Here is a 21,279-nt window from a genome sequence, read left to right as displayed (position 1 = left end):
ATGGCAAATGTACTAGAAAAAATTGTTGCTGATAAACGTATCGAAATAGCGCAACGTAAAATTGATTTTCCATTAAGTGAATTTATTGACACTTTAGTACCCACTCAAAAAGATATGTATGGTGCACTTGATAGAAAAAAAGGTCACACGCATGCTAGTTTTATTTTAGAGTGTAAAAAGGCTTCGCCGTCAAAAGGTTTAATTCGTGAAAATTTTGACCCTAAGGCTATTTGTCAGATTTACGATAAATATGCTGCTGCTATTTCTGTTTTAACAGACGAAAAATACTTTCAAGGCACTTTTGAATATTTAAAAATAGTGACTGACTCGGTAAATTGTCCAGTACTTAATAAAGATTTCTTTGTTGATGCCTATCAAGTTTATTTGGCGCGATATTATGGCGCTGATGCGATTTTATTGATGTTAAGCGTTTTATCAGACCAAGAATATAAAGACTTATCTGCTATCGCTGAGCAATATAACTTAGCGGTCTTGACTGAAATATCTAACGATGAGGAGCGCGATCGAGCCATAGATTTAGGCGCTAAACTTATTGGTATTAACAACCGAGATTTACGCGACTTATCCACTGATATCGCTCGAACCTTTGACTATGCGCCGACACTACCGGCTGATCGCATCGTTATATCTGAATCGGGTATTTATACCAACGAACAAGTTCGCGAGTTAGCGCCAGCAGTTGATGGTTTTCTAGTGGGTAGTTCAATTATGGCAGAAGATGATATTGATTTAGCTTGTCGTAAACTCATTTATGGTAATAACAAAGTCTGCGGCTTAACACAAGTTGACTATGCCCAAAGTGCTGTTGATGCCGGCGCACAATTTGGTGGCTTAATTTTCGCTGAAAAGTCGCAAAGATATGTTAACGAACAACAAGCAACAATGATTGTCGAACAGGTTCCCTCTTTACGTTACGTCGGCGTGTTTGTTAATCATGCCATTGAAGAAGTGGCGAAACTTGCCCACAAGCTAAACTTATTTGCAGTGCAACTTCATGGTAATGAAACTTCACAATATATCACTTCATTGCAGCCATTACTTCCAAAAGGCTGCCAAAGCTGGAAAGCTTTACCGGTCGAAGACGAAGTACCTGAGTTAATCAGAAATGCGCAGTTTTATGTCTTAGATGGCAAAAATGCCGGCAGTGGTGAAACCTTTAATTGGCGAGCGTTAGCCGATTCTAGGCAAGACTTAAGCCATTGTTTTCTAGCAGGTGGGCTGTCTATCGATAATATTACACAGGCGGTTAGCCAGAAAACAGCACTAGATTTATTCGGTTTGGATCTCAACTCAGGCGTTGAAACAAGCCCAGGCGTTAAAAGCCGCGAAAAACTTCAACAAGTTTTCGCCGCCATTAGACACTATTAATAAGACCGAACACACAAATTAAGTAAATATTTATACGCTATAAATAAGTCACTTAGTTCATGTAACTCGTATAAAGCATTAGGAATAAAGAAAATGACAGAGCAAACAATTAAACAAGAGACGACCCAAGCAAAAGCAACGTTACCAGCCTATTTTGGCGAATTTGGTGGCATGTTTGTTGGTGAATTATTAGTCCCTGCCCTTGAGCAGTTAGAGCAAGCATTTATTGACTCACAACTAGACGAGAGCTTTTTAACTGAGTTTAATGACCTACTAACAAATTACGCGGGACGTCCAACCCCCCTGACCTTAACCCGCAATTTATGTAAAAATCCATTAGCTAAAATATATTTAAAGCGCGAAGACTTATTACACGGTGGCGCCCATAAAACCAATCAAGTCCTTGGTCAAGCACTACTAGCTAAACGTATGGGTAAAACAGAAGTTATAGCTGAAACAGGTGCTGGACAGCACGGCGTGGCTTCAGCCATTGCTTGCTCGTTGCTAGGTTTAAAATGTCGAGTATATATGGGCGCACTAGATTGTGAACGTCAACAACCCAATGTATTTCGCATGAAATTAATGGGGGCAGAAGTTATCCCTGTTACTGCAGGCTCCGGCACCTTAAAAGATGCCGTTAATGAAGCTTTGCGTGACTGGTCTGCAAACTATGAAAACGCTCATTACTTGTTAGGCACAGCCGCAGGTCCTCACCCGTTTCCAACTATTGTTCGTGAATTTCAAAAAATGATTGGTGAGGAAGCTAAACAACAAATCCTTAAACAAGAAGGTCGCTTACCTGACTATGTCATTGCTTGTGTGGGTGGTGGTTCAAACGCCATTGGTATATTCCATGATTTTATTAAAGAGAGCAGTGTAAAATTAATTGGTGTTGAAGCAGGTGGCAAAGGTGTTAATACCAACCAACATGGGGCAACCTTAGTTGCCGGTACAAAAGGCATGTTACACGGTAACTACACTTATATTATGCAAGATAAATCAGGACAAATAGAGGAGTCGTACTCGGTTTCAGCCGGTCTAGACTACCCAGCTGTTGGTCCACAACATGCCTTTTTAAAAGATACGGGTCGCGCTCAATATGTGCCCATTAATGACGATGAAGCGTTGTCAGCTTTTAAACTGTTAGCAATGAATGAAGGTATTATTCCAGCACTTGAACCATCGCATGCCCTTGCTCACACGATAAAAATGGCGGAAGCGGTTACTGAAGAAACCGTATTTCTTGTTAATTTATCAGGGCGCGGTGACAAAGATTTAGCGCATGTGCAAACAGTATTACAAGCTGAAAATGAAGTAAAAAGTCAAGGAGAAGCAAAATGAGCTTAGACACAACGTCAAATAAACAGATGACCACACGTTATCAGCAAACTTTTGCTCAATTAGCAAAAAAGAATCAAGGTGCTTTTATTCCGTTTGTGACCATGGGCGATCCAAATATTGAGCAATCATTTGAAATAATTAAAGCTTTAATCGATGCTGGTGCAGATGCATTAGAATTAGGTATTCCATTTTCAGACCCAAGTGCAGATGGTATTACTATTCAAATGGCGGCATTGCGTGCACTCAACGCTGGGGTAGACACTGATGTTTGCTTAACTATTTTAGCAAAAGTTCGTGCTTACGCGCCTGAAATCCCTATCGGTTTACTACTTTATGGAAATTTAGTTTTTGCTCGTGGTATTGATGTTTTTTATAAAGATATGGCTGCTGCTGGTGTTGATTCAGTGTTAATTGCTGATTTACCTTTGCGTGAAAGTGCCCCGTTCCGTGCTGCTGCACTAAAGTATGGTGTTGCGCCAATATTTATTGCTCCGCCTAACGGCAGCGAAGAAACATTAAAACAGGTTGCAAAATATAGCTACGGCTACACCTACGTATTAAGTCGTGCGGGTGTAACCGGGGTGGATACCCCTAAAAGTGCATCAGCAGAAACCACTAATCCTGCTATTCATTTAATTGAAAAGCTAAAAGCAAATAATGCCTCACCGGGCGTGATAGGGTTTGGTATTTCTAACCCAGAACAAGTTAAAGCAGCACTTGCAACAGGTGCCGCTGGCGCGATAAGTGGTTCTGCAGTGGTTAAAATCATTGAAAATAACCTTGAAGATAATGTCGCTATGCTAGCGGCATTAACACATTTTGTTCAAGAAATGAAAGCAGCGACTCGTTAATAATAAACGCCTGTTTGATATCTATAAAATTAAGTAAAGCCAGCTGAATTAACATCAGCTGCCTTTATTCTTATCATTATACTTTGTTAACTTGCTAAGAAAATTTTATTAATAATCACGTTTAAATAATAGATATAATGCTATTGCATTATTTATCACTAGCGGATTTTTTCAAACTACAGCGAATGCCTTCGACAGTAATTTGTACAGATTTTTTCTAGGTCTTTTAAACACGCCACAAATATGTGAATATTTATCGTAAACTGATTTAAAGTCATCTAAATCAAAAGTAATAATGGCATGTATCGTATTGTTTAGCGGACTTTTTAACTTCGTTAGTTTTTCAAAAATAGCTTATCTGTTATCTAAACTTTAAAATCACACACCTAAATATATTAATAATTACGATACCATTCAATACAAGCTATATGATGAAAAAATTAAAGTATAAATTTAGATAAAAAAAACCTTTATATACCGGTAAAACTCCAGTGAATAAAGGTTTTAAACGTAATAGCAGGGTAATTAGTTACCCATTTTAGCCCAAGTATCGCGCAAACCTACCGTACGGTTAAATACCAACTTATCACCTTGTGAGTCTTTATTATCACGACAAAAATAACCTTGGCGTTCAAATTGAAAGGCTTGTTCAGGTTTAGCATTGACCAATGACGGCTCTACTTTAGCGTGACTGATGGTAATTAACGAATCTTCATTCATCACACTCTGAAAATTTTCTGCAGCAGCAGGATTTGGTACATTAAATAAACGGTCATATAAACGAATTTCTGCATCAATAGATTGCTGAGCAGCAACCCAATGAATAACACCTTTTGGTTTAGTACCATCTTCAGGATTTTTACCTAAGGTATCGGCATTATAATGACAATAAACGGTCGTAACATTGCCTTCGCTGTCTTTGTCACAACGTGTGGCGGTAACAACATAAGCACCACGTAAACGCACGGCTTTACCAAGCACTAGACGTTTATATTTTTTATTAGCTTCTTCACGAAAGTCTTCCGCTTCAATATAAAGTTCTGCGGCGAAAGGAACAATGCGGGTACCTTGTTCATCATCACTTGGATGATTTTTTACTGTTAATTCTTCTACTTGATCTGCTGGGTAGTTTTCTATTACCAATTTAATCGGGTCAAGTACCGCCATAGCACGAGGTGCATTGTCATTGAGGTCTTCACGAATACAAGCTTCTAAAACACCAATTTCAACGGTATTGTCCATTTTAGTCACGCCAATACGTTTAGCAAACTCACGTAATGAGCTCGGAGTATAACCGCGACGACGAAAGGCAGCAATCGTTGGCATACGCGGATCGTCCCAACCATTTACAAGCTTTTCATCAACTAACGTATGAAGTTTACGTTTACTCATCACAGTATATTCAAGGTTTAAACGTGAAAACTCATATTGATGAGGTACAACATCAATCGATACATTTTCAAGTACCCAGTCATATAAACGACGGTTATCTTGAAATTCTAATGTACAAAGTGAATGGGTAATACCTTCAATAGCATCAGATAAACAATGGGTAAAATCGTACATCGGGTAAATGCACCATTTGTCGGCTGTTTGATGATGATGAGCAAAACGAACGCGATAAAGAATCGGGTCACGCAAACACATAAAGCTTGATGTCATATCAATTTTAGCGCGAAGAACACATTCGCCTTCTTTACATTTACCGTCTTTCATTTTGGCAAAAAGTGCTAAGTTATCTTCAGCACTCGTATCACGATACGGGCTATTTTTCCCTGGCGCTTTGAGCGAACCACGATGTTCGCGTGCTTCATCCGCATTTAAGAAACAAACGTATGCCAAGCCTTTCTCAATTAATTCAACAGCAAAACCATGCAATTGATCAAAGTAATCAGAGGAGTAATGAACCTTACCCGCCCAATCAAAGCCTAACCATTTTACGTCTTCTTGAATTGAGTTAACGTAATCAATGTCTTCTTTTTCAGGGTTGGTATCATCGAAACGTAAATTACATAAGCCTAGGTAATCTTGAGCGATGCCAAAATTTAAACAAATTGCTTTCGCATGGCCAATATGTAAAAAACCATTGGGCTCAGGTGGGAAACGAGTTTGTACACTCGAATGTTTACCACTTTCAAGATCCGCATCGATAATTTGACGAATAAAATTTGTTGGGCGTTTTTCAGCTTCCGACATCCACAAAACCTCTAAAAAGAATTTAAACTACGTTATTTTTCGGCATTATAACAACTGTTAATCAAAGGGAATAGCGCTTATCTCGGCAAATTATAAATTTTACGCATTAAGGGCAAAAGTTGCTTAAGAATTAAATAAATATCGGCTTATTCCTAGAAAAATCAATTAACGTCTGATTATCATCAATAGGTATTTACGTAATCTCCATAAAAAAGAGAAGTACCAAACGGCACTTCTCTTTTATAAAGATTTTTTACTGCAATAACACTTTAGCTTAAGCTTTTTTATTCGCTATTTTTTATTCACTATATAAGTATCAACTAATTGCGCTAAAACATTTAAGGGTACTGGCCCATTGCGAAGTACCACATCATGAAATTCACGAATATCGAATTTTTCACCAAGGTCAACTTTAGCTTTTTCTCGTAATTCAATAATTTTTAACATGCCAATTTTATATGCGGTTGCTTGTGACGGCATAACAACATGGCGCTCGACCATTTTTACCGCGTCAGACTTAGCATTTGGCGTATTTGCTACATAATATTCAATACCTTGTTCTCGCGTCCATTTTTGCGTGTGAATACCCGTATCAACCACTAAGCGACAAGCTCTCCATAACTCCATGGCTAAGCGGCCAAAATCAGAATATGGGTCTTGGTATAAACCAATTTCTTTAGGGATCATTTCTGCATATAACCCCCAACCTTCGGTGTGTGCCGTATAACCACCAAATTTACGAAATTTTGGAATATCAGTGAGCTCTTGCTTAATAGCTATTTGCATATGATGACCCGGTATTCCTTCATGATACGCCAGAGCCGCCATTTGATATGTTGGCATCGCTTGCATGTCGTAAAGGTTGGCATAATAAACACCTGGACGAGAGCCATCAGGTGCAGGTTGTTGATAGAATGCTTTACCTGCCGATTTTTCTCTAAAAGCCTCAACCGCTTTAACTTTTAGTTTAGCTTTAGGTTTAGTTAAAAATAAACTGTCTAAACGTCCTTCCATATCATCAATTAAAGCAACAGCTTCGTCTAAGTAACGTTGTTTACCCACTTCATCAGCAGCGTAATAAAATTGTTTATCATTACGCATGAATTCAAAAAACTCACCAAGTTCGCCTTCAAAGCCAACCTTTTCCATAATAGTGCGCATTTCACCGTGAATTCGAGCCACTTCACTTAAGCCAGTTTGGTGAATTTGGTTAGCGGTTAAATCTGTTGTGGTGGTACGTTGTAATGCGTTATTAAAGAATGCTTCACCTTCTGGAAATTTCCAAGCGCCATCTCTATTGTCTGCTTTTTTTTCTAGCGTTTCTAAATAACTGACTAATTGCTGATAGCCCGGTTTTATGTTGTTCATTAATGCGGTATTAAGCGTTGCTAACAGCGTGCTTTTTTCAGCGACATTGATCTCAAGTTTATTCACCTTTTTAGTGAAGTCAGCTAAAATCGTACTGTCTTTTCCATCTTCAAATGGCGCACCTGCAAGAATATTTTGAGAGTCTCGAATAACGTGAGGAAAAACAAACTTAGGGGCAATAATACCTAGCTCTTCACGCAATTTTAGTTGTGTCGTTAATTGTTCTAAAAGTACTTTAGCACCCTGCACTCGAGCAATATAATCTTGTGCTTCTTTCACATTACTAATGGAATGCTGATTAATTAAAAATGCCGGTAAACTTGAATGTAAACCACGCATTTGATTTACAGGATAGTTATGAAAACGCCACTTATGGTCAGTAATTTTATTTTCTAATTTTTGTACCAATAAGTGATAGCTGATCATTGTCTGCTCATCGAGTTTGCTACTATCGATGGCTTTAACACGCTGAAGGTTTTCATGAGTAATCGCTAATTCCTTTAGCGTGTTTTCTTCTGAAATATCATCCCATTTATCATAATCAGTTTTTATACCTAAATAAGTTTGCATCATCGGGCTTCGTGCAACACCTTCATCAAAAATAGCATCAAATATTTGATTAGCTTCTTCTGATTCAGACAGTGCTTTAATCGCACTTTTCTTCTCAGCGTCCTTTGAACTTGTTTGTGGTGTATCAATACCTTTTTGTTCTGTGCAAGCGCCAAGTAATGAGCTAGAAATAGCTACTACCAGCAATGTACTTTTTAAAGTCATAAGTATCTCTTTTTATAGGAATATATAGTTACATTTCAATAACTGTAAATGTTCTGAATTAAAAATGCTTTTATCTAGTCTTGATCAAAAATAATAGTGTTGGCAATAGCTGTTCGACGAATCGCTTTGTAATTACGATAAAAGGAACTTTACCTCTTCTATTTTTTATCAGACATAAAAAAGAGCTTATACCGAGGTAAAGCTCTTTTCAATTGAAGTAAAACTTGTACTTTTATGATTAACATAGGAAAATTTATTCTCAAGTGTTACTGAATATAAATAATCACACGTAAAACCTAAGTCTTATAAATATCAGATGGCTTAAGTTTTAACACTTTTCGTTTAGGTTTATCATCGTTCTCTGTTGCTTTAGTGGCATTGGGGTTTATGTATATTTTGCTCACTTTAGGCTTAGCGGCTTGATAGTCTTTTTTTGGTAACTCAGGTTTTTTTACCGTTTCAACTTCACGCTTTGGAGTAAATTTTTCAGGACGGTTAACATGATATTTGGTATCAATGGCTTGAATAAAGTTTCTCAAAAACTGATCTTTACACTCGCGGTAATGTTTGTGATCTGGCTTACGAAAAAATGCACTTAATTCAGGTTTAGTCATACGTATACCTGAGGTAGACATCATATCGAGAACATCTTCTGCGCGCAGCGCTAATGCTATTTTTAATTTGTTGAGCACAAGATTGTTATTCATTCGTTTTTCAGCTGGCGGTGTTTCACCATCACGGGCGCCACGTTTGTCAATAATTAAACCGTTCAAAAAAGTAGCAAGCTGAACATCGGTGCAGTTAACAACTTGTGGATCATCTTCTTTTTTCAACCAATAACTGATTTGTTCACGACTTACCGTTAACTTTGCTAAATTAAATAGGTCGATCATCTTTTGATCATTAAAATTAAAGGTATATCTTAAACGACGTAAAACATCATTATTGGTCACGAAACTCTCCAAAAAACACAGCAGGCTTTACCCAATGTAAAGCTGGGCCTTATTATATCACTATAGTTTTTTAAACAAAAAAGTATTTACTCGTTCTTAAAATTTAACGTTAACTCATGTTAAGATAATGCGCTGTTTTAGCGCGCCTTATTAACAATCATTATTTGATAGAGAAATCATGAGTAAAACTGCTAGCTTATTTGAACCTGTATTAACTAAACGTCGTGGCAAACATGCTGATAAAAAGCATTGGACTAATTTACTAGGTAGTAGTGACACGTTAGCTATATACCATGGCGCCATCAATGCCGACACTCCGATGTTGTTATTAACCAACGACACCCAGTCAGCATTGCGTTTCGAGCAAGAATTAAAAAGTTTAAATAAAAAGCGGCAACTGCCTATTTGCTTATTTCCTGATTGGGAAACATTGCCCTATGATACCTTTTCCCCGCATCAAGATATTATTTCCCAGCGACTAGCAACGCTTTACCAATTATCAAATATGAAAAGTGGCATTATTATTGTGCCGGTTTCAACATTATTACAACGCCTTGCGCCAACGCAGTATTTGCGTACGAATAGTTTGATCGTAAAAGTAGGTGATAAAAAAGACTTACATCAAATGCGACAAAATCTTGAAGCCAGTGGTTATCGCTGCGTAGAACAAGTGATGGAGCATGGTGAATTCTCTGCACGTGGTGCAATTCTCGACTTATTCCCTATGGGCTGTAAAACACCGTTTCGCTTAGATTTTTTTGATGATGAAATTGATGATATTCGCTTGTTCGATCCTGAAAACCAGCGTTCAAGTGATAAAATAGATGAAATAAATTTATTACCCGCACACGAATTTCCGACCGACGAAGCAGCAATAAGTTTATTTCGTCGTCAATACCGAGAAGAATTCCCCAACACCATCCATAAAGAGTCAATATATCATCAGGTCAGTGATGGTATTTTACCGGCAGGTATTGAATATTACCTCCCCTTGTTCTTTGAAGAAACGAGCACTTTGTGTGACTATTTAGGCGAAAACACACGGATAATGCTCAGTGGCGATATTGATAAGGCTATTGAACAGTACTGGCTTGATATTGATTACCGATTTGAAGAACGTCGTTATGATCTGACTCGGCCATTATTAGCCCCCAAGAAACTCTTTTTAAATAGTGAAGAGTTTTATCGTGCCTTAAAACCTTTTGACCGAATTTCAATAGAAAAAGTGCCGGTAATAAACGCGTTACAAGAAACTGACAGTGACGACATTGAAAAGTCAAAAGCCGGTCATATCCGTTTTGATGTCACACCCTTACCTGATGTTACGGTTAATCATCAACTGAAACAGCCTTTTGAATTAATCAATAATTTTATTCGCGACAAAGAAACCCCAGATAAAATTTTATTTGTTGCCGAAAGCCAAGGCCGTCGAGAAAGTGTTTTAGAGTTATTAGAGCGTAACCATATCAAGCCACAATATTTTGACGATATTGAAAGCTTTGTCGCAAGCCCGGACAAACTTGGCATCACAGTGAATACCCTCAACAGTGGTTTTATCTTTCAAAGTAAAGGCACCGCCAAGAAAAATGCGATAGCCCTAATCACCGAAGATGAACTCTTAGGAGAGCGGATAAAGCAAAGTCGCCGCCGTACCAAACAACAAACCATTCAAGCGGATGCTATTTTTAAAAACTTGGCCGAGCTTTCAATTGGACAACCTGTTGTCCATTTTGAGCATGGCATTGGTCGCTACATGGGCTTACAAACCATTGAAAACAGTGGCATAACCACTGAGTTTCTGGTTTTAATTTACGCAGGTGAATCAAAGCTTTATGTACCGGTTGGCTCATTGCATTTAATTAGCCGTTATTCGGGCGCCGACGCAGAAAGTGCGCCGTTACATAAATTAGGTAACGATACTTGGAGTAAAGCAAAACAAAAGGCCGCTGAAAAAGTGCGTGACGTGGCGGCTGAACTACTCGATATATACGCCAGCAGAGCCAGTAATAAAGGTTATCAATTCAAACGTGACAAAGCTGAGTATCAAGCTTTTTCAGACAGTTTCCCGTTTGAAGAAACCTTTGATCAAGAGCAAGCCATTAAAGCCGTAGTGTCTGATATGCTCAGCGATAAGGCCATGGACAGGCTCGTTTGTGGTGATGTCGGTTTTGGTAAAACTGAGGTTGCGATGCGTGCCGCCTTTGTTGCCGTTAACGACGGTAAGCAAGTTGCTATCTTAGTGCCAACAACCTTACTTGCCCAACAACATTATGAAAACTTTCGCGACCGCTTTGCTAATCTACCGGTTGCTATAGAAGTATTATCACGCTTTAAAACAGCCAAAGAGCAAAACGTTGTTATTGCTGATGTTGAATCAGGCCAAATAGACATTCTTATTGGCACCCATAAATTATTGCAAAATAGCATTAAATATAAAGACCTAGGTTTATTAGTGGTCGATGAAGAACATAGATTTGGTGTAAAACAAAAAGAAAAAATCAAACAACTACGCAGTAATGTTGATATTTTAACATTGACCGCAACCCCTATTCCACGGACATTAAATATGGCGATGGGCGGCATGCGCGACTTATCGATTATTGCCACACCGCCAGCAAAACGCTTAGCGGTAAAAACCTTTGTTCGCGAGCGTGACGACGCCCTTATTCGTGAGTCTATTTTACGTGAGATCCTTCGTGGTGGTCAGGTTTACTTTTTACATAACAACGTTGATACCATAGATAAAACCGCCGCAGATATTCAAAAACTGCTGCCAGAAGCAAAAGTAACCACCGCCCACGGGCAGATGCGTGAACGTGAACTTGAACGCATTATGGGCGACTTTTATCACCAACGTTACAATGTATTAGTTTGTACAACGATTATCGAAACAGGTATCGATGTGCCAACAGCTAATACCATTATTATGGACAGAGCCGACTATTTAGGTCTAGCGCAACTCCATCAATTACGAGGCCGAGTGGGTCGTTCACATCATCAAGCTTATGCTTATTTATTAACACCACATGTTAAACGTATTACTAAAGATGCAAAGAAACGTCTTGAAGCTATTGCGTCCCTTGAAGATTTAGGCGCTGGTTTTACCTTGGCCACACACGATCTCGAAATTCGTGGCGCAGGTGAATTATTAGGTGAGGGACAAAGTGGCTCGATGAGCCAAATCGGCTTTACTCTTTATATGGAAATGCTCGATCAAGCCGTTTCAGCGTTGAAACAAGGCAAACAACTATCGCTTGAAAATATGACCGCTAAGCAAACTGAAATTGAATTACGGGTGCCGGCATTACTACCAGACGATTATATTTTTGATGTCAGCTTACGATTAAGTATTTATAAACGTATCGCCAGTTGCGGCAATAAAAATGAACTTGACGAAATTCAGGTAGAATTAATTGACCGTTTTGGCTTATTACCGCAAGCGGCTAAAAATCTAGTCCATATTGCGAAGTTACGTTTAAAGGCGCAAAAAATAGGGGTTTCTCGCATCGAAGCAGGTCCAGCAGGTGGCTCTATTGAGTTTAGCGATGAGACAAAGGTTGATCCTACGCTTATTATTGGTCTTATTCAGCAACAGCCCAAAGTTTATAAATTAATTGGCGCTAATAAACTCCAATTTAAAATTGCCACTGAAGACAGTAAATCACGCTTTATTTTAGTGACATCTATGTTAAATGATTTAGTAAAAACAAAAAAATAACCGTAAGATAACAGAGCAGACTCAATGCCTTAGTTTACAATAACAAGGCAGGTTATAACTCTTTGGATGATTAATGAATTTAAAAAATTTAGCGCTGCTCTGTGCAGCCTTAATATTTTCACAACAAACCAGTGCCACAGATAAAGATAATGACGATCGCTGGTTTGAAGTGGAAGTGATCCTGTTTAGTCAACTGAGCGATAAAGCGCAATTAAAAGAGAAGTTTCCAAATAATACGGCTTTACCCAAATATCGAAATATTATCGACTTATTAGTTCCTTACCTTAACCCTGATATCGCCAGCTTAAAACAGCAATTACCCCGTTGTGATAATCCTACTTATGCTCAATCATTTCTTGAGCAAGCTATAGCGGCGATAAAAGAGCAGCCTTACTATGTTGCTAAAAGCTTAGCTGAATTACAAACACTTTCAGCCCAAACGATAGACGAGTCGTTAACAGAGATATCAGTATCAAAATTTAGCGATAGCACACATAGCCCAGTGGTGTTGGACAATATCGATGATAGCCCAGCACCGATAAATAGTTCATTAAGGATGGATGACGACAGCAGTTTAGCTATGCCATTACCAAAACAAGTGATGAGCGAAAAAGAATTAACGCAACGCTTAATGTTACTTGAGCAAGCAGCGGCTGAATTTTCAACCTTGCCCTTAACTTATGCCAACGAAACCGCCTCATTTACCGAGGGTCTTTGTACTATTTCTGTAGAGGAATTTAAGCACTTTACTCAATCAACCGATGCTTATGCTTATCAAAGTTATAACGCTTTTAATATTGAGCAAGTACCACCTACTATTAATAATATTGAAGATATCTATAGTGATGAAGACTACTTACTTAATAAAGAATCATTACAACTTGACGATATTGTTAAAGAAATAGCCCGCAGTCGAAATTTCAAACCCTTACTGCATTTTGGCTGGCGTCAAAAAACAAAAACTAAACAATTAGCTGTGCCACTGAAAGTTATTGCCGGTGAAAATTTTGCCGAACAATACCAAAAAGAATTGCAACAATTTCAACAGCAACGCAAACAAGCACAAAGCCAAGAAGAGGCCCTGCATAGCGCCTTATACAAGGATAGTTCGGCCCAAATAGAAGGGTCAGATGAAACAGTAAAAGAAAAAATAATGGCAGAACGTTTACAAGCGCTGCTGATAAAGCTACCCAGTTTACCTACTGAGACAAAAAGTTTACTCGCTGAAATAGAGCAAGATATAACCGACACAGCGCTAATATTGAATACTAGCACCATGCAAGCAGCCCCAATAAAGCCTCCTCAAAATTGGACACTAGAGGGTTTTATCAAGGTAGAAGTTGACTTTTATTTACATATTACTGCTGATCTCAACGTAATGAATATGTCGTTAGCCGAACAAGCAACACAGAAGTTAGTACCTGGTGATAAACAAAAACCATCGGCAATTTTAAAAACGATAAACTTTAAACAAGACCGACGAGTCAGAAGCACGGAAATACACTATTTTGATCATCCTTATATAGGTATGATCATTCGTATTCTGCCTTATGACAAACCCACTAAGGAAGTTGAACAGTCAACTCCACTTAACTAAATAAAGAGATGAATATGGATAAAGAAATAGAAATACAAGCCGCTGTTTTTCGTCGTTTACTGGCTCACTTAGACAGTAGAAAAGATGTACAAAATATTGAGTTAATGAATTTAGCGAGTTTTTGTCGTAATTGTTTTTCTAAATGGACCGTTGCAGAGGCTGAGAAGTTAGGTGTTGAAGTAGATATCGAGACCGCTCGTCAGCAAGTTTATGGTATGCCCTATAGCGAATGGAAAGAAAAACACCAATTGCCAGCAACAGCAGAGCAAATGGAAAAATTTAATCAGTTACAAAAGAAGTAAACCACGTAGCGGCAATTAAATTTTCACTGATATTGCATATTGAGTCGTTCGGCGATCATTTCTGTCGCGTGACTCTAACCAACGTCCGCGTTTATTATTTAAATGACGTCGGTCAGCAGATGAGCGGCGCTCCGGCCCTCTCCAAAGCACTTTTTTTATTCCCACACCATTTTTAACATCATCTGCTACATCGGGCAGACTTGCTGCTGAGTTCATTTGACGATTATATTTATTAGCTTGGCGCTTATCTTTTTTTGATTGGGCGATTTTTACTTGGTTGGCCGCAGGCAATAAATCTATCAGTACATCCACTATACTTGTCCGTTTATTAGTTATTGTCTTGTTGTACATTTAATCGGCAACTAAGAATAAAAGTTTAATTTTTTATATAAATAGTACTGTTAGACTAACTGACTATTATTAATGATGACCCCGCCAATGAAGCATTAGAGTATTTGCAAAACCATTTATGGGAGAATGATCCTTTATATACCTTAGGTGTGCTTAAAAATAAAAACTAATATTACAAAGTATTGAAAATCATCTCTCTGCACAAATACAAAAAAGCTTACTCATTGTTGGTAGAAAAGCAAAATGATTCATACATATCCGCAGTAACTGCACTTTTACTCAGCCTTTTCGTTATTGCACTTTTACTGGTTATTAGCCGTAATATTAATGACTCATATCAAGAAAGAATTGCTGCACTTAATAAAGCGGAAGAAGGCACGAAATTAAAATCAGAGTTTTAACAAATATGAGCCATGAAATACGCACCCCCATGAACGGTGTATTAGGCATGCTAGGTTTATTACTTAATAGTAAACTTGATGAAGAACAAAAACACCGTGTTAATATTGCAAAATCTAGTGCTGACTCTTTATTAACTTTAATTAATGACATTTTAGATTTTTCAAAAGTTGATGTGGGTAAACTCGAACTTTAATACTTAGATTTTAATTTAAGAAACTTTTTAGGTGACTTTACTGAAGCTATGGCCATACCTGCTCAAGATAAAGGTTTAGAAATAATCCTAGATCTTACAGATATAGAAGACTCGATGATCAAATCAGATCTGGGCAAAATTAGACAAATATTGACGAATCTTGTCGGCAATGCAATAAAATTTACAAATCATGGAGAGATAGTTATTACCGTAAAACTCATCACTAAAAAAAGTAATTATGGTGATGAATTAATATTACACTGTCAAATATCTGATACAGGAACTGGTATTCCGGCAGATAAAAAAGAAGTGCTTTTCTAAGCATTTAGTCAAGTAGACTCATCGACGACACGTAAATATGGTGGTACAGGACTTGGGTTAACAATAACGAAAAAACTGTGTGATTTAATGCATGGCGATATTAAAGTAGTTGATAAGATAGGTGAAGGTAGTTGTTTTGAATTTACCTTGTTAGTTGAGAAAAGTAAAAAATAGACCCTAGTTATACCCGAAATAGATATTTCGGCATTACGCATTTTAATTGTTGATGACAATAAGACTAATCGAGATGTCCTTCGCTCGCAGTTACAACTTTGGGGGGCAAATATTGAAGAAGCTGATAGCGGTGATGCCACATTGGTCCTATGTAAAAAGCGACATGAAGATACAGGTGCACCCTTTTTTGATATTGCCATACTTGATATGCAAATGCCTAATATGTCAGGAGAAACCTTAGCGAAAAAATTTAAAAGCCAACAAGAATTTGAAGCAATAAAACTGGTTATGATGACCTCTATGGGTGAAAGAGGAGACGCAAAACATTTTGCAGATATTGGTTTTAGTGCTTATTTTCCTAAACCAACAACAACATCAAATCTATTTAAAGCCTTATCTGTTGTTGCTCATGGTGGAGAAATACTAAAGCAAGCATCACCATTAGTTATTCATGATTATGTTAATGCTATGAAAATAGTAACAACCGAAGATAAAAAACCATTATTAGTTTCACCTGCCAAAAATATAAGAATATTAATTGTTGAGGACAATCGCATAAACCAAATGGTCGCTTGGGGGGGTAGAAGAATTAGGATTAACAGCTGACGCGGTAGCAAACGGCTTAGAAGCACTAACAAGCTTAAAGAAGTCATTAAAAAGCCAACCTTACTCTTTGGTTATAATGGATTGCCAAATGCCGGAAATGGATGGCTATGAAGCAACACAACTTATTCGCAAAGGAGAAGCAGGCCAAAAGAATAAAGTTATTCCTATTATTGCGATGACAGCAAATGCAATGCAATGCAAGGAGATAAAGAGAAATTTTTAACAGCAGGCATGGATGACTACTTAACAAAACCTATAGAAATAAATAAAGTTAAAGCTAAATTAAACTTATGGCTTGGCGTAACAGCGGATAAAGAAGAGCGTTTCGATACTGACACCCTAAGTTCAGACCATCTCACCTTAAGTAGTCAATCCATTGAAAAATCTGCAAGTAAGCATATTAGCGCTTGGCAAAAAGCTTCTTTATTAAAAAGGCTGGGGGGGAAATCCTAAAAAAATGACATTATTGGTAAAATGTTACCTAGATGATAGCGAAGAAAAAACACTCGAACTGCAAGAGTCAATAAAGGCAGAAAATTGGCAAAAAATAAATTATAACCTGCATTCAATTAAAGGGGCAGCGGGTAACTTAGGTGGAGCTCAAGTACAAAACTTAGTCACTAAGATAGAAATACTATCAAAAAAGAAAAATATAACAGCATTGAATGAGCGCATAATTGAATTATATACCGCCATGGAGGTGTTTAATTCATTACTTGCTGATCGTTTAAAAGCGCATTAAATTTTCATTTCTTAACTTGGTGAGTAACACCATGAAAATTTTATAAGCTTGGCTATTAATCAGTACAATTGATTGATGAGTTTGCGTATCACTAGTGGCTAAATCATTTTTTATCTTTCAACAAACATGAAAACAAGGAAAGCCCTTGTTTTTATTAGAGATAAAACTAAATGAGTTGCAACCCTAATAGGTAATTAAGTATCAAGGAACGGTCAAAAGCGCCTATATATTTTATGGCATTCTTATACCGTAAAACTTTCAATGATGACTATTTTTCTGACGTGTTCTTCATCCGCGATAGCTTTGTTACTCGAGGTAAAAACAAAGTAAAAACTCAAGATTAAGTGATTCAATTGACCAAATTTTAGTAGCATCAATAATAGGCATTAGCTTAAAAGTACTAACCAATAACAACCATTAACATCACTAAGAAAGTAAAGTTTATCGAAGCTACGTGACAAGTCTTGGCGTTGCCGCTATTCATTGCTACTTTTTACTAGGAGGTTAAGCAAATTATGTCATTTATACTGACTTATCAATTAATAAAGGTGCTAGTCAGTGAGGGTTACAACACAAAAAGTAGCCGACTAAAAGCTATTTACCTCGGCATCCGTTAAGTAGCGCCACATGCCTAATTCAACATCTAAGTTAATTTTGCCGATTTGCTGACGATGTAAACCAATCACTTTGTTGCCAACAGCGGCAAACATTCGCTTAACTTGATGGTATTTACCTTCGGTTATGGTCAGTAATACTTCTTTTTCATTGAGTATTTCTAGTTTAGCCTGCAGAGTCAGTTGATCTTCTCCTTGTAACTGTAACCCAGCGCTAAAGCGCTCAATTAGCTCAGCTGACTTTTCAGGTAATATTGCATTACGTAAATTAACGCGATAAACCTTGGCGCAGTTTTTTTTGGGTGAAATGATATTATGCGACCAACGGCCATCATCGGTAACTAAGACTAAACCTGTGGTATCAGCATCTAAACGTCCCGCAATGTGAAGATCAAACACTTTGTCCACTTCAATATAATTGAGTAAAGACGGATAAACTTCATCAATATTACTGCAAATAGTATCTAAGGGTTTATGCATCATAATGTAGCGAGAAGTGCGCGCTGTGAGCGCTTCACCGTTAACGGTAACGCTGTTATTTTCATGCACTTGTGTTGCTGCATTCTTAATCACCTTACCATTAACTAAAACATCCCCCATTTTTAGCAGTTTCTTCGCTTCACTTCGGGTCAGTTCAGTGCTTTTACATATAAATTTATCAATACGCATGGTTAATTAGATCAGTGTTAAGTCATTATAAGTATCGCTATTATCCTTCATAGCCAGTAAGAATCAACTAAGAAAAATAAAAAGCGCTGTAAATATTAAAGCCAACGTGAAGTGTTGTACTTTATTGACTTCAAAAAAATTTATTGTTGACCGCACTGCAATCTGTGTTTAAAGAAAACTTAGCCGGCAATGACTTCGCATTTTTAGAAGATAAATGGCTACATATTTCAATAACCGACTTGGCATTAAATGAGTTACTCATCTAAAACAATGGTCAATTAATTATGGCCGAAGATAACCAAAAATAAGCAGCTGATGTAAGATTTTCAGCCAGTAGTGATGACTTACTATTACTTCCAGGTATAAGGAGGCTCACGATACCCTATTCTTTCAACGACGATTAAAAATTGTTGGTGATATTAAGCTAGGGCTTGAAACAAAGCATTTGATTGATGCGCTTTAGCTTAAATATTTACCTCATATCGTTCATAACGTGCTTAACTGCCTTGCTATTATTCTCCAGCAGACCAAGCAAGAAAAGGGGTTAATATAAAGACAAAAACATCACACCAATATCGAATAATTAAATACCGATCCAAGATTAACTTTAAAGATAACCGGTAAATTTTTCAAAAACTAAAAAAACCTTAGTTGCTCAGCAATTCATTACTTGCTGAACACGTCAAAGAATATTAAAGTTTCACTAGTCATATCAATGAGAAACACTATGGAACTTTTACAAGGTTTACTGTTAATTAGTTCAATTCATTTATTAGCTGCCGCTTCACCTGGGCCTGATTTTGTTTTGGTGTCTCAACAAACACTAAGCCATGGCAAAAAAGCCGGTTTTATGTGCAGTATTGGCATTGCACTCGGTTTATCAATACACATCATTTATTCTGCTTTAGGCTTAGCTGCCGTTATCGCTAACTCGGCAGCAACACTATGGGTAATTAAGATATTGGGTGGTTGCTACTTATTATATTTAGGCATTCAGGGGCTCCGTGCAAAAGCCTCGACACAAGTCAGTAACAAAGCGGATTCACAACCGTCGATTAAAGGTTCATCTGTGAAAAATATCGGTGTTGGTTTTTTATGTAATGCCTTAAACCCAAAAGCACCGATTTATTTTGTCGCGCTTTTTACCGTGGTACTTTCTCCTGATTTACCCTTATTTCACTTAGTTATTTATGGACTTTGGATGATGGCTATTCAACTCGCTTGGTTTTCATCTGTAGTCGTTTTGCTATCTCAGCCAATGATAAACGAAAAATTTCAACGTTTGGGTCATTGGATAGACCGAATTTTAGGCGGAGCAATGATACTTATTGGCTTAAAAATATTGACCAGTAAAATTAATTAACATCACTGACGAGAGGAATAACTGATGGCGGTAAAAAAATACCAGACCTTTAGCGAGTTTTATCCATTTTATTTAAGCCAACACCAAAATATTATCTGTCGACGTTTACATTTTATCGGTTCGTCGTTAATAATATTACTGATTATATATTGTATTAACTATGCGCTATGGCAAGGCTTATGGTTCATTCCTGTGATAGGTTATGGCTTTGCTTGGCTGGGACATGTTTTCTTTGAAAAAAACAAACCCGCCACATTTACCTATCCTTTCTATAGTTTATTCGGCGACTGGGTGATGTTTAAGGATATGTTAACAAGAAAAATTAAATTTTAACTTTGATATAAGCCCCATATTAACCAAGAGTGAAATAGCCGATAACACTCATAATCTGCCTTTTATCGATATAGAACGAGAAGGCAGTAAATCTTTTGAATGCCCTTTATTTTATCGCTAACTACCCGATATAATTACCAATAAATTAAATTAAGATCCGCTAAGACCGCTGCTACCCTTCTCTGTAAATAGCAAAAGGTAAAGTAAACCAATCATAATATAAAATAAACCCCTATGATGTAAAACATATTTGACATCGAATGTGTTAAGTCTTATGCTATCTCATGTCAAATATAGTATACACGGTGTCAAATTTATCAACCTAGGAAAGATTATGTCTTACAGAGAAAGCAATATTTTAGTATCACTTTTAATTACCCTTGGTATTTGGGGCAATTATGCCTTGGGTGTCGTCAATTTATATCAGCGGCAATTATTCTCGGTAGAGGCTATGTATGGCTTATTGTTTACTGCAGTAATTTATACTATTTTTTTAGAAGTAGTCTTACAAACTATCCTAGCTATTTTCAAGTATAGAGAAACAAATGATAAAAGTGATGAGCGTGATAAAATAATTTCAAGGCGGGCAAACTCATATGCTTATAATATATTGTCCTTGGGTGTTTTTTGTGTGACCTTCTATATTCTGTTCCCCGTACTATCAAAATTTACTTTTTCAATGCCTGGTTTAGCTAAAGAGTATGAAATTATGCATTTAATTATTGCCATTGCTTTGCTTGCCGAAATTGTTTGTTCGTCAGTTAAATTAGTCTCTTATCGTCGAGGCTATTAATATGGCTAAAGTCATTACCAATAACATTAGAAAATTGCGTTTTGAGCATCAAGAAATGACACAACAAAAGCTTGCTGATAGCATTTCAGTTTCTAGGCAAACCATAGTAGCCATTGAAAAAGGAAAATATTCTCCCTCTTTGGAAGTTGCTTTTAAAATTGCAGATATATTTGAACAACCGATAAACCAAGTGTTTATATATCAAGAGCAGCCTTAGCGGATGAAGACT

21 protein-coding genes and 2 pseudogenes are annotated in these 21,279 nt (G+C 37.3%); 18 read left to right on the top strand and 5 right to left on the bottom strand.

Translation table 11 applies throughout. The annotated features are described in order from the left end of the window. The 3 genes from trpCF to trpA all read left to right on the top strand — a co-directional run bounded on the left by trpCF (position 1) and on the right by trpA (position 3,581). Positions 1 to 1,389 (top strand): bifunctional indole-3-glycerol-phosphate synthase TrpC/phosphoribosylanthranilate isomerase TrpF, encoded by a 1,389-nt coding sequence (gene trpCF / locus H4J66_RS11910; RefSeq protein WP_182174801.1) that lies wholly within the window; start codon positions 1 to 3, stop codon positions 1,387 to 1,389. A gap of 93 nt (positions 1,390 to 1,482) precedes the next feature. Beyond that, the gene (trpB, locus tag H4J66_RS11905) at positions 1,483 to 2,730 is read left to right on the top strand and encodes a tryptophan synthase subunit beta (protein WP_182174798.1); all 1,248 of its coding nucleotides are present in this window, start codon (positions 1,483 to 1,485) and stop codon (positions 2,728 to 2,730) included. After that, entirely contained in the window at positions 2,727 to 3,581 is an 855-nt protein-coding gene (gene trpA / locus H4J66_RS11900) for a tryptophan synthase subunit alpha (RefSeq protein ID WP_404842773.1), read from the top strand. Before trpB ends, trpA begins: the two co-directional genes overlap by 4 nt. 525 nt (positions 3,582 to 4,106) lie before the next feature. Here the strand turns inward: trpA and glnS are convergent. From glnS to H4J66_RS11885, 3 genes are all read right to left on the bottom strand, one after another. Beyond that, positions 4,107 to 5,777, bottom strand: coding sequence for a glutamine--tRNA ligase (gene glnS, locus H4J66_RS11895; protein ID WP_182174795.1), 1,671 nt, complete (start codon positions 5,775 to 5,777; stop codon positions 4,107 to 4,109). A 291-nt stretch (positions 5,778 to 6,068) separates the two neighbouring features. Continuing rightward, complete coding sequence (locus H4J66_RS11890; protein WP_182174793.1) at positions 6,069 to 7,919, bottom strand: DUF885 family protein; 1,851 nt, start codon at positions 7,917 to 7,919, stop codon at positions 6,069 to 6,071. Between the two features lie 296 nt (positions 7,920 to 8,215). Next, a complete protein-coding gene (locus tag H4J66_RS11885; protein ID WP_182174790.1) occupies positions 8,216 to 8,872 on the bottom strand; it encodes a DUF1456 family protein in 657 nt (218 codons plus the stop codon). A 178-nt stretch (positions 8,873 to 9,050) separates the two neighbouring features. Between H4J66_RS11885 and mfd the strand changes: the two genes are divergently transcribed. The 3 genes from mfd (at position 9,051) to H4J66_RS11870 (ending at position 14,489) form a co-directional block, all read left to right on the top strand. Next, entirely contained in the window at positions 9,051 to 12,590 is a 3,540-nt protein-coding gene (mfd, locus tag H4J66_RS11880; RefSeq protein WP_182174787.1) for a transcription-repair coupling factor, read from the top strand. A gap of 73 nt (positions 12,591 to 12,663) precedes the next feature. Continuing rightward, positions 12,664 to 14,187: a CsiV family protein gene (locus H4J66_RS11875; RefSeq protein WP_182174784.1), complete on the top strand. Its 1,524-nt coding sequence runs from the start codon at positions 12,664 to 12,666 to the stop codon at positions 14,185 to 14,187. Between the two features lie 8 nt (positions 14,188 to 14,195). Next, positions 14,196 to 14,489 (top strand): DUF1244 domain-containing protein, encoded by a 294-nt coding sequence (locus H4J66_RS11870; protein WP_070374015.1) that lies wholly within the window; start codon positions 14,196 to 14,198, stop codon positions 14,487 to 14,489. Positions 14,490 to 14,504: 15 nt separating this feature from the next. Here H4J66_RS11870 and H4J66_RS11865 read toward each other — a convergent pair whose 3' ends face one another. Further along, positions 14,505 to 14,801 carry a hypothetical protein gene (locus H4J66_RS11865; protein WP_182174781.1) on the bottom strand — a complete coding sequence of 99 codons (297 nt, stop codon included), beginning with the start codon at positions 14,799 to 14,801 and terminating at the stop codon, positions 14,505 to 14,507. Between the two features lie 263 nt (positions 14,802 to 15,064). On the opposite strand from H4J66_RS11865, the gene H4J66_RS11860 reads away from it, so the two are divergent. The 7 genes and pseudogenes from H4J66_RS11860 (at position 15,065) to H4J66_RS11825 (ending at position 17,278) form a co-directional block, all read left to right on the top strand. Beyond that, positions 15,065 to 15,241: a hypothetical protein gene (locus tag H4J66_RS11860; RefSeq protein ID WP_182174776.1), complete on the top strand. Its 177-nt coding sequence runs from the start codon at positions 15,065 to 15,067 to the stop codon at positions 15,239 to 15,241. 5 nt (positions 15,242 to 15,246) lie between these two features. Next, entirely contained in the window at positions 15,247 to 15,435 is a 189-nt protein-coding gene (locus H4J66_RS11855) for a histidine kinase dimerization/phospho-acceptor domain-containing protein (protein ID WP_182174773.1), read from the top strand. A gap of 48 nt (positions 15,436 to 15,483) precedes the next feature. Beyond that, positions 15,484 to 15,930: pseudogene (locus tag H4J66_RS20395) on the top strand (ATP-binding protein). A 9-nt stretch (positions 15,931 to 15,939) separates the two neighbouring features. Then, positions 15,940 to 16,536, top strand: coding sequence for a response regulator (locus H4J66_RS11840; protein WP_182174943.1), 597 nt, complete (start codon positions 15,940 to 15,942; stop codon positions 16,534 to 16,536). A gap of 37 nt (positions 16,537 to 16,573) precedes the next feature. After that, positions 16,574 to 16,759: pseudogene (locus H4J66_RS11835) on the top strand (response regulator); the annotation flags it as partial. Next, positions 16,732 to 16,989 (top strand): hypothetical protein, encoded by a 258-nt coding sequence (locus H4J66_RS11830; protein ID WP_182174767.1) that lies wholly within the window; start codon positions 16,732 to 16,734, stop codon positions 16,987 to 16,989. The pseudogene H4J66_RS11835 and the gene H4J66_RS11830, both read left to right, overlap by 28 nt. 4 nt (positions 16,990 to 16,993) lie before the next feature. After that, positions 16,994 to 17,278 carry an Hpt domain-containing protein gene (locus H4J66_RS11825; RefSeq protein WP_182174764.1) on the top strand — a complete coding sequence of 95 codons (285 nt, stop codon included), beginning with the start codon at positions 16,994 to 16,996 and terminating at the stop codon, positions 17,276 to 17,278. 587 nt (positions 17,279 to 17,865) lie between these two features. Here H4J66_RS11825 and H4J66_RS11820 read toward each other — a convergent pair. Then, on the bottom strand, positions 17,866 to 18,561 hold the full coding sequence (locus H4J66_RS11820; protein ID WP_182174761.1) for a pseudouridine synthase: 696 nt from the start codon (positions 18,559 to 18,561) through the stop codon (positions 17,866 to 17,868). Between the two features lie 349 nt (positions 18,562 to 18,910). Between H4J66_RS11820 and H4J66_RS20805 the strand changes: the two genes are divergently transcribed. The 5 genes from H4J66_RS20805 to H4J66_RS11800 all read left to right on the top strand — a co-directional run bounded on the left by H4J66_RS20805 (position 18,911) and on the right by H4J66_RS11800 (position 21,267). Further along, positions 18,911 to 19,024 carry an SCP2 sterol-binding domain-containing protein gene (locus H4J66_RS20805; protein ID WP_404842776.1) on the top strand — a complete coding sequence of 38 codons (114 nt, stop codon included), beginning with the start codon at positions 18,911 to 18,913 and terminating at the stop codon, positions 19,022 to 19,024. 264 nt (positions 19,025 to 19,288) lie between these two features. After that, the gene (locus H4J66_RS11815; RefSeq protein WP_182174758.1) at positions 19,289 to 19,924 is read left to right on the top strand and encodes a LysE family translocator; all 636 of its coding nucleotides are present in this window, start codon (positions 19,289 to 19,291) and stop codon (positions 19,922 to 19,924) included. A 24-nt stretch (positions 19,925 to 19,948) separates the two neighbouring features. Then, positions 19,949 to 20,257 carry a DUF962 domain-containing protein gene (locus H4J66_RS11810; RefSeq protein ID WP_182174755.1) on the top strand — a complete coding sequence of 103 codons (309 nt, stop codon included), beginning with the start codon at positions 19,949 to 19,951 and terminating at the stop codon, positions 20,255 to 20,257. A 334-nt stretch (positions 20,258 to 20,591) separates the two neighbouring features. Continuing rightward, positions 20,592 to 21,050, top strand: coding sequence for a hypothetical protein (locus H4J66_RS11805; protein WP_182174752.1), 459 nt, complete (start codon positions 20,592 to 20,594; stop codon positions 21,048 to 21,050). A 1-nt stretch (position 21,051) separates the two neighbouring features. Then, positions 21,052 to 21,267: a helix-turn-helix transcriptional regulator gene (locus H4J66_RS11800; protein ID WP_182174749.1), complete on the top strand. Its 216-nt coding sequence runs from the start codon at positions 21,052 to 21,054 to the stop codon at positions 21,265 to 21,267. Positions 21,268 to 21,279: the final 12 nt, after the last annotated feature.

Origin of the sequence: Colwellia sp. MB3u-55 (genome assembly GCF_014076785.1) — a bacterium.
Lineage (GTDB): Bacteria > Pseudomonadota > Gammaproteobacteria > Enterobacterales > Alteromonadaceae > Colwellia_A.
The sequence above is the reverse complement of the archived record's forward strand: the minus strand, read 5'-3'. Positions and strand labels throughout refer to the sequence as shown.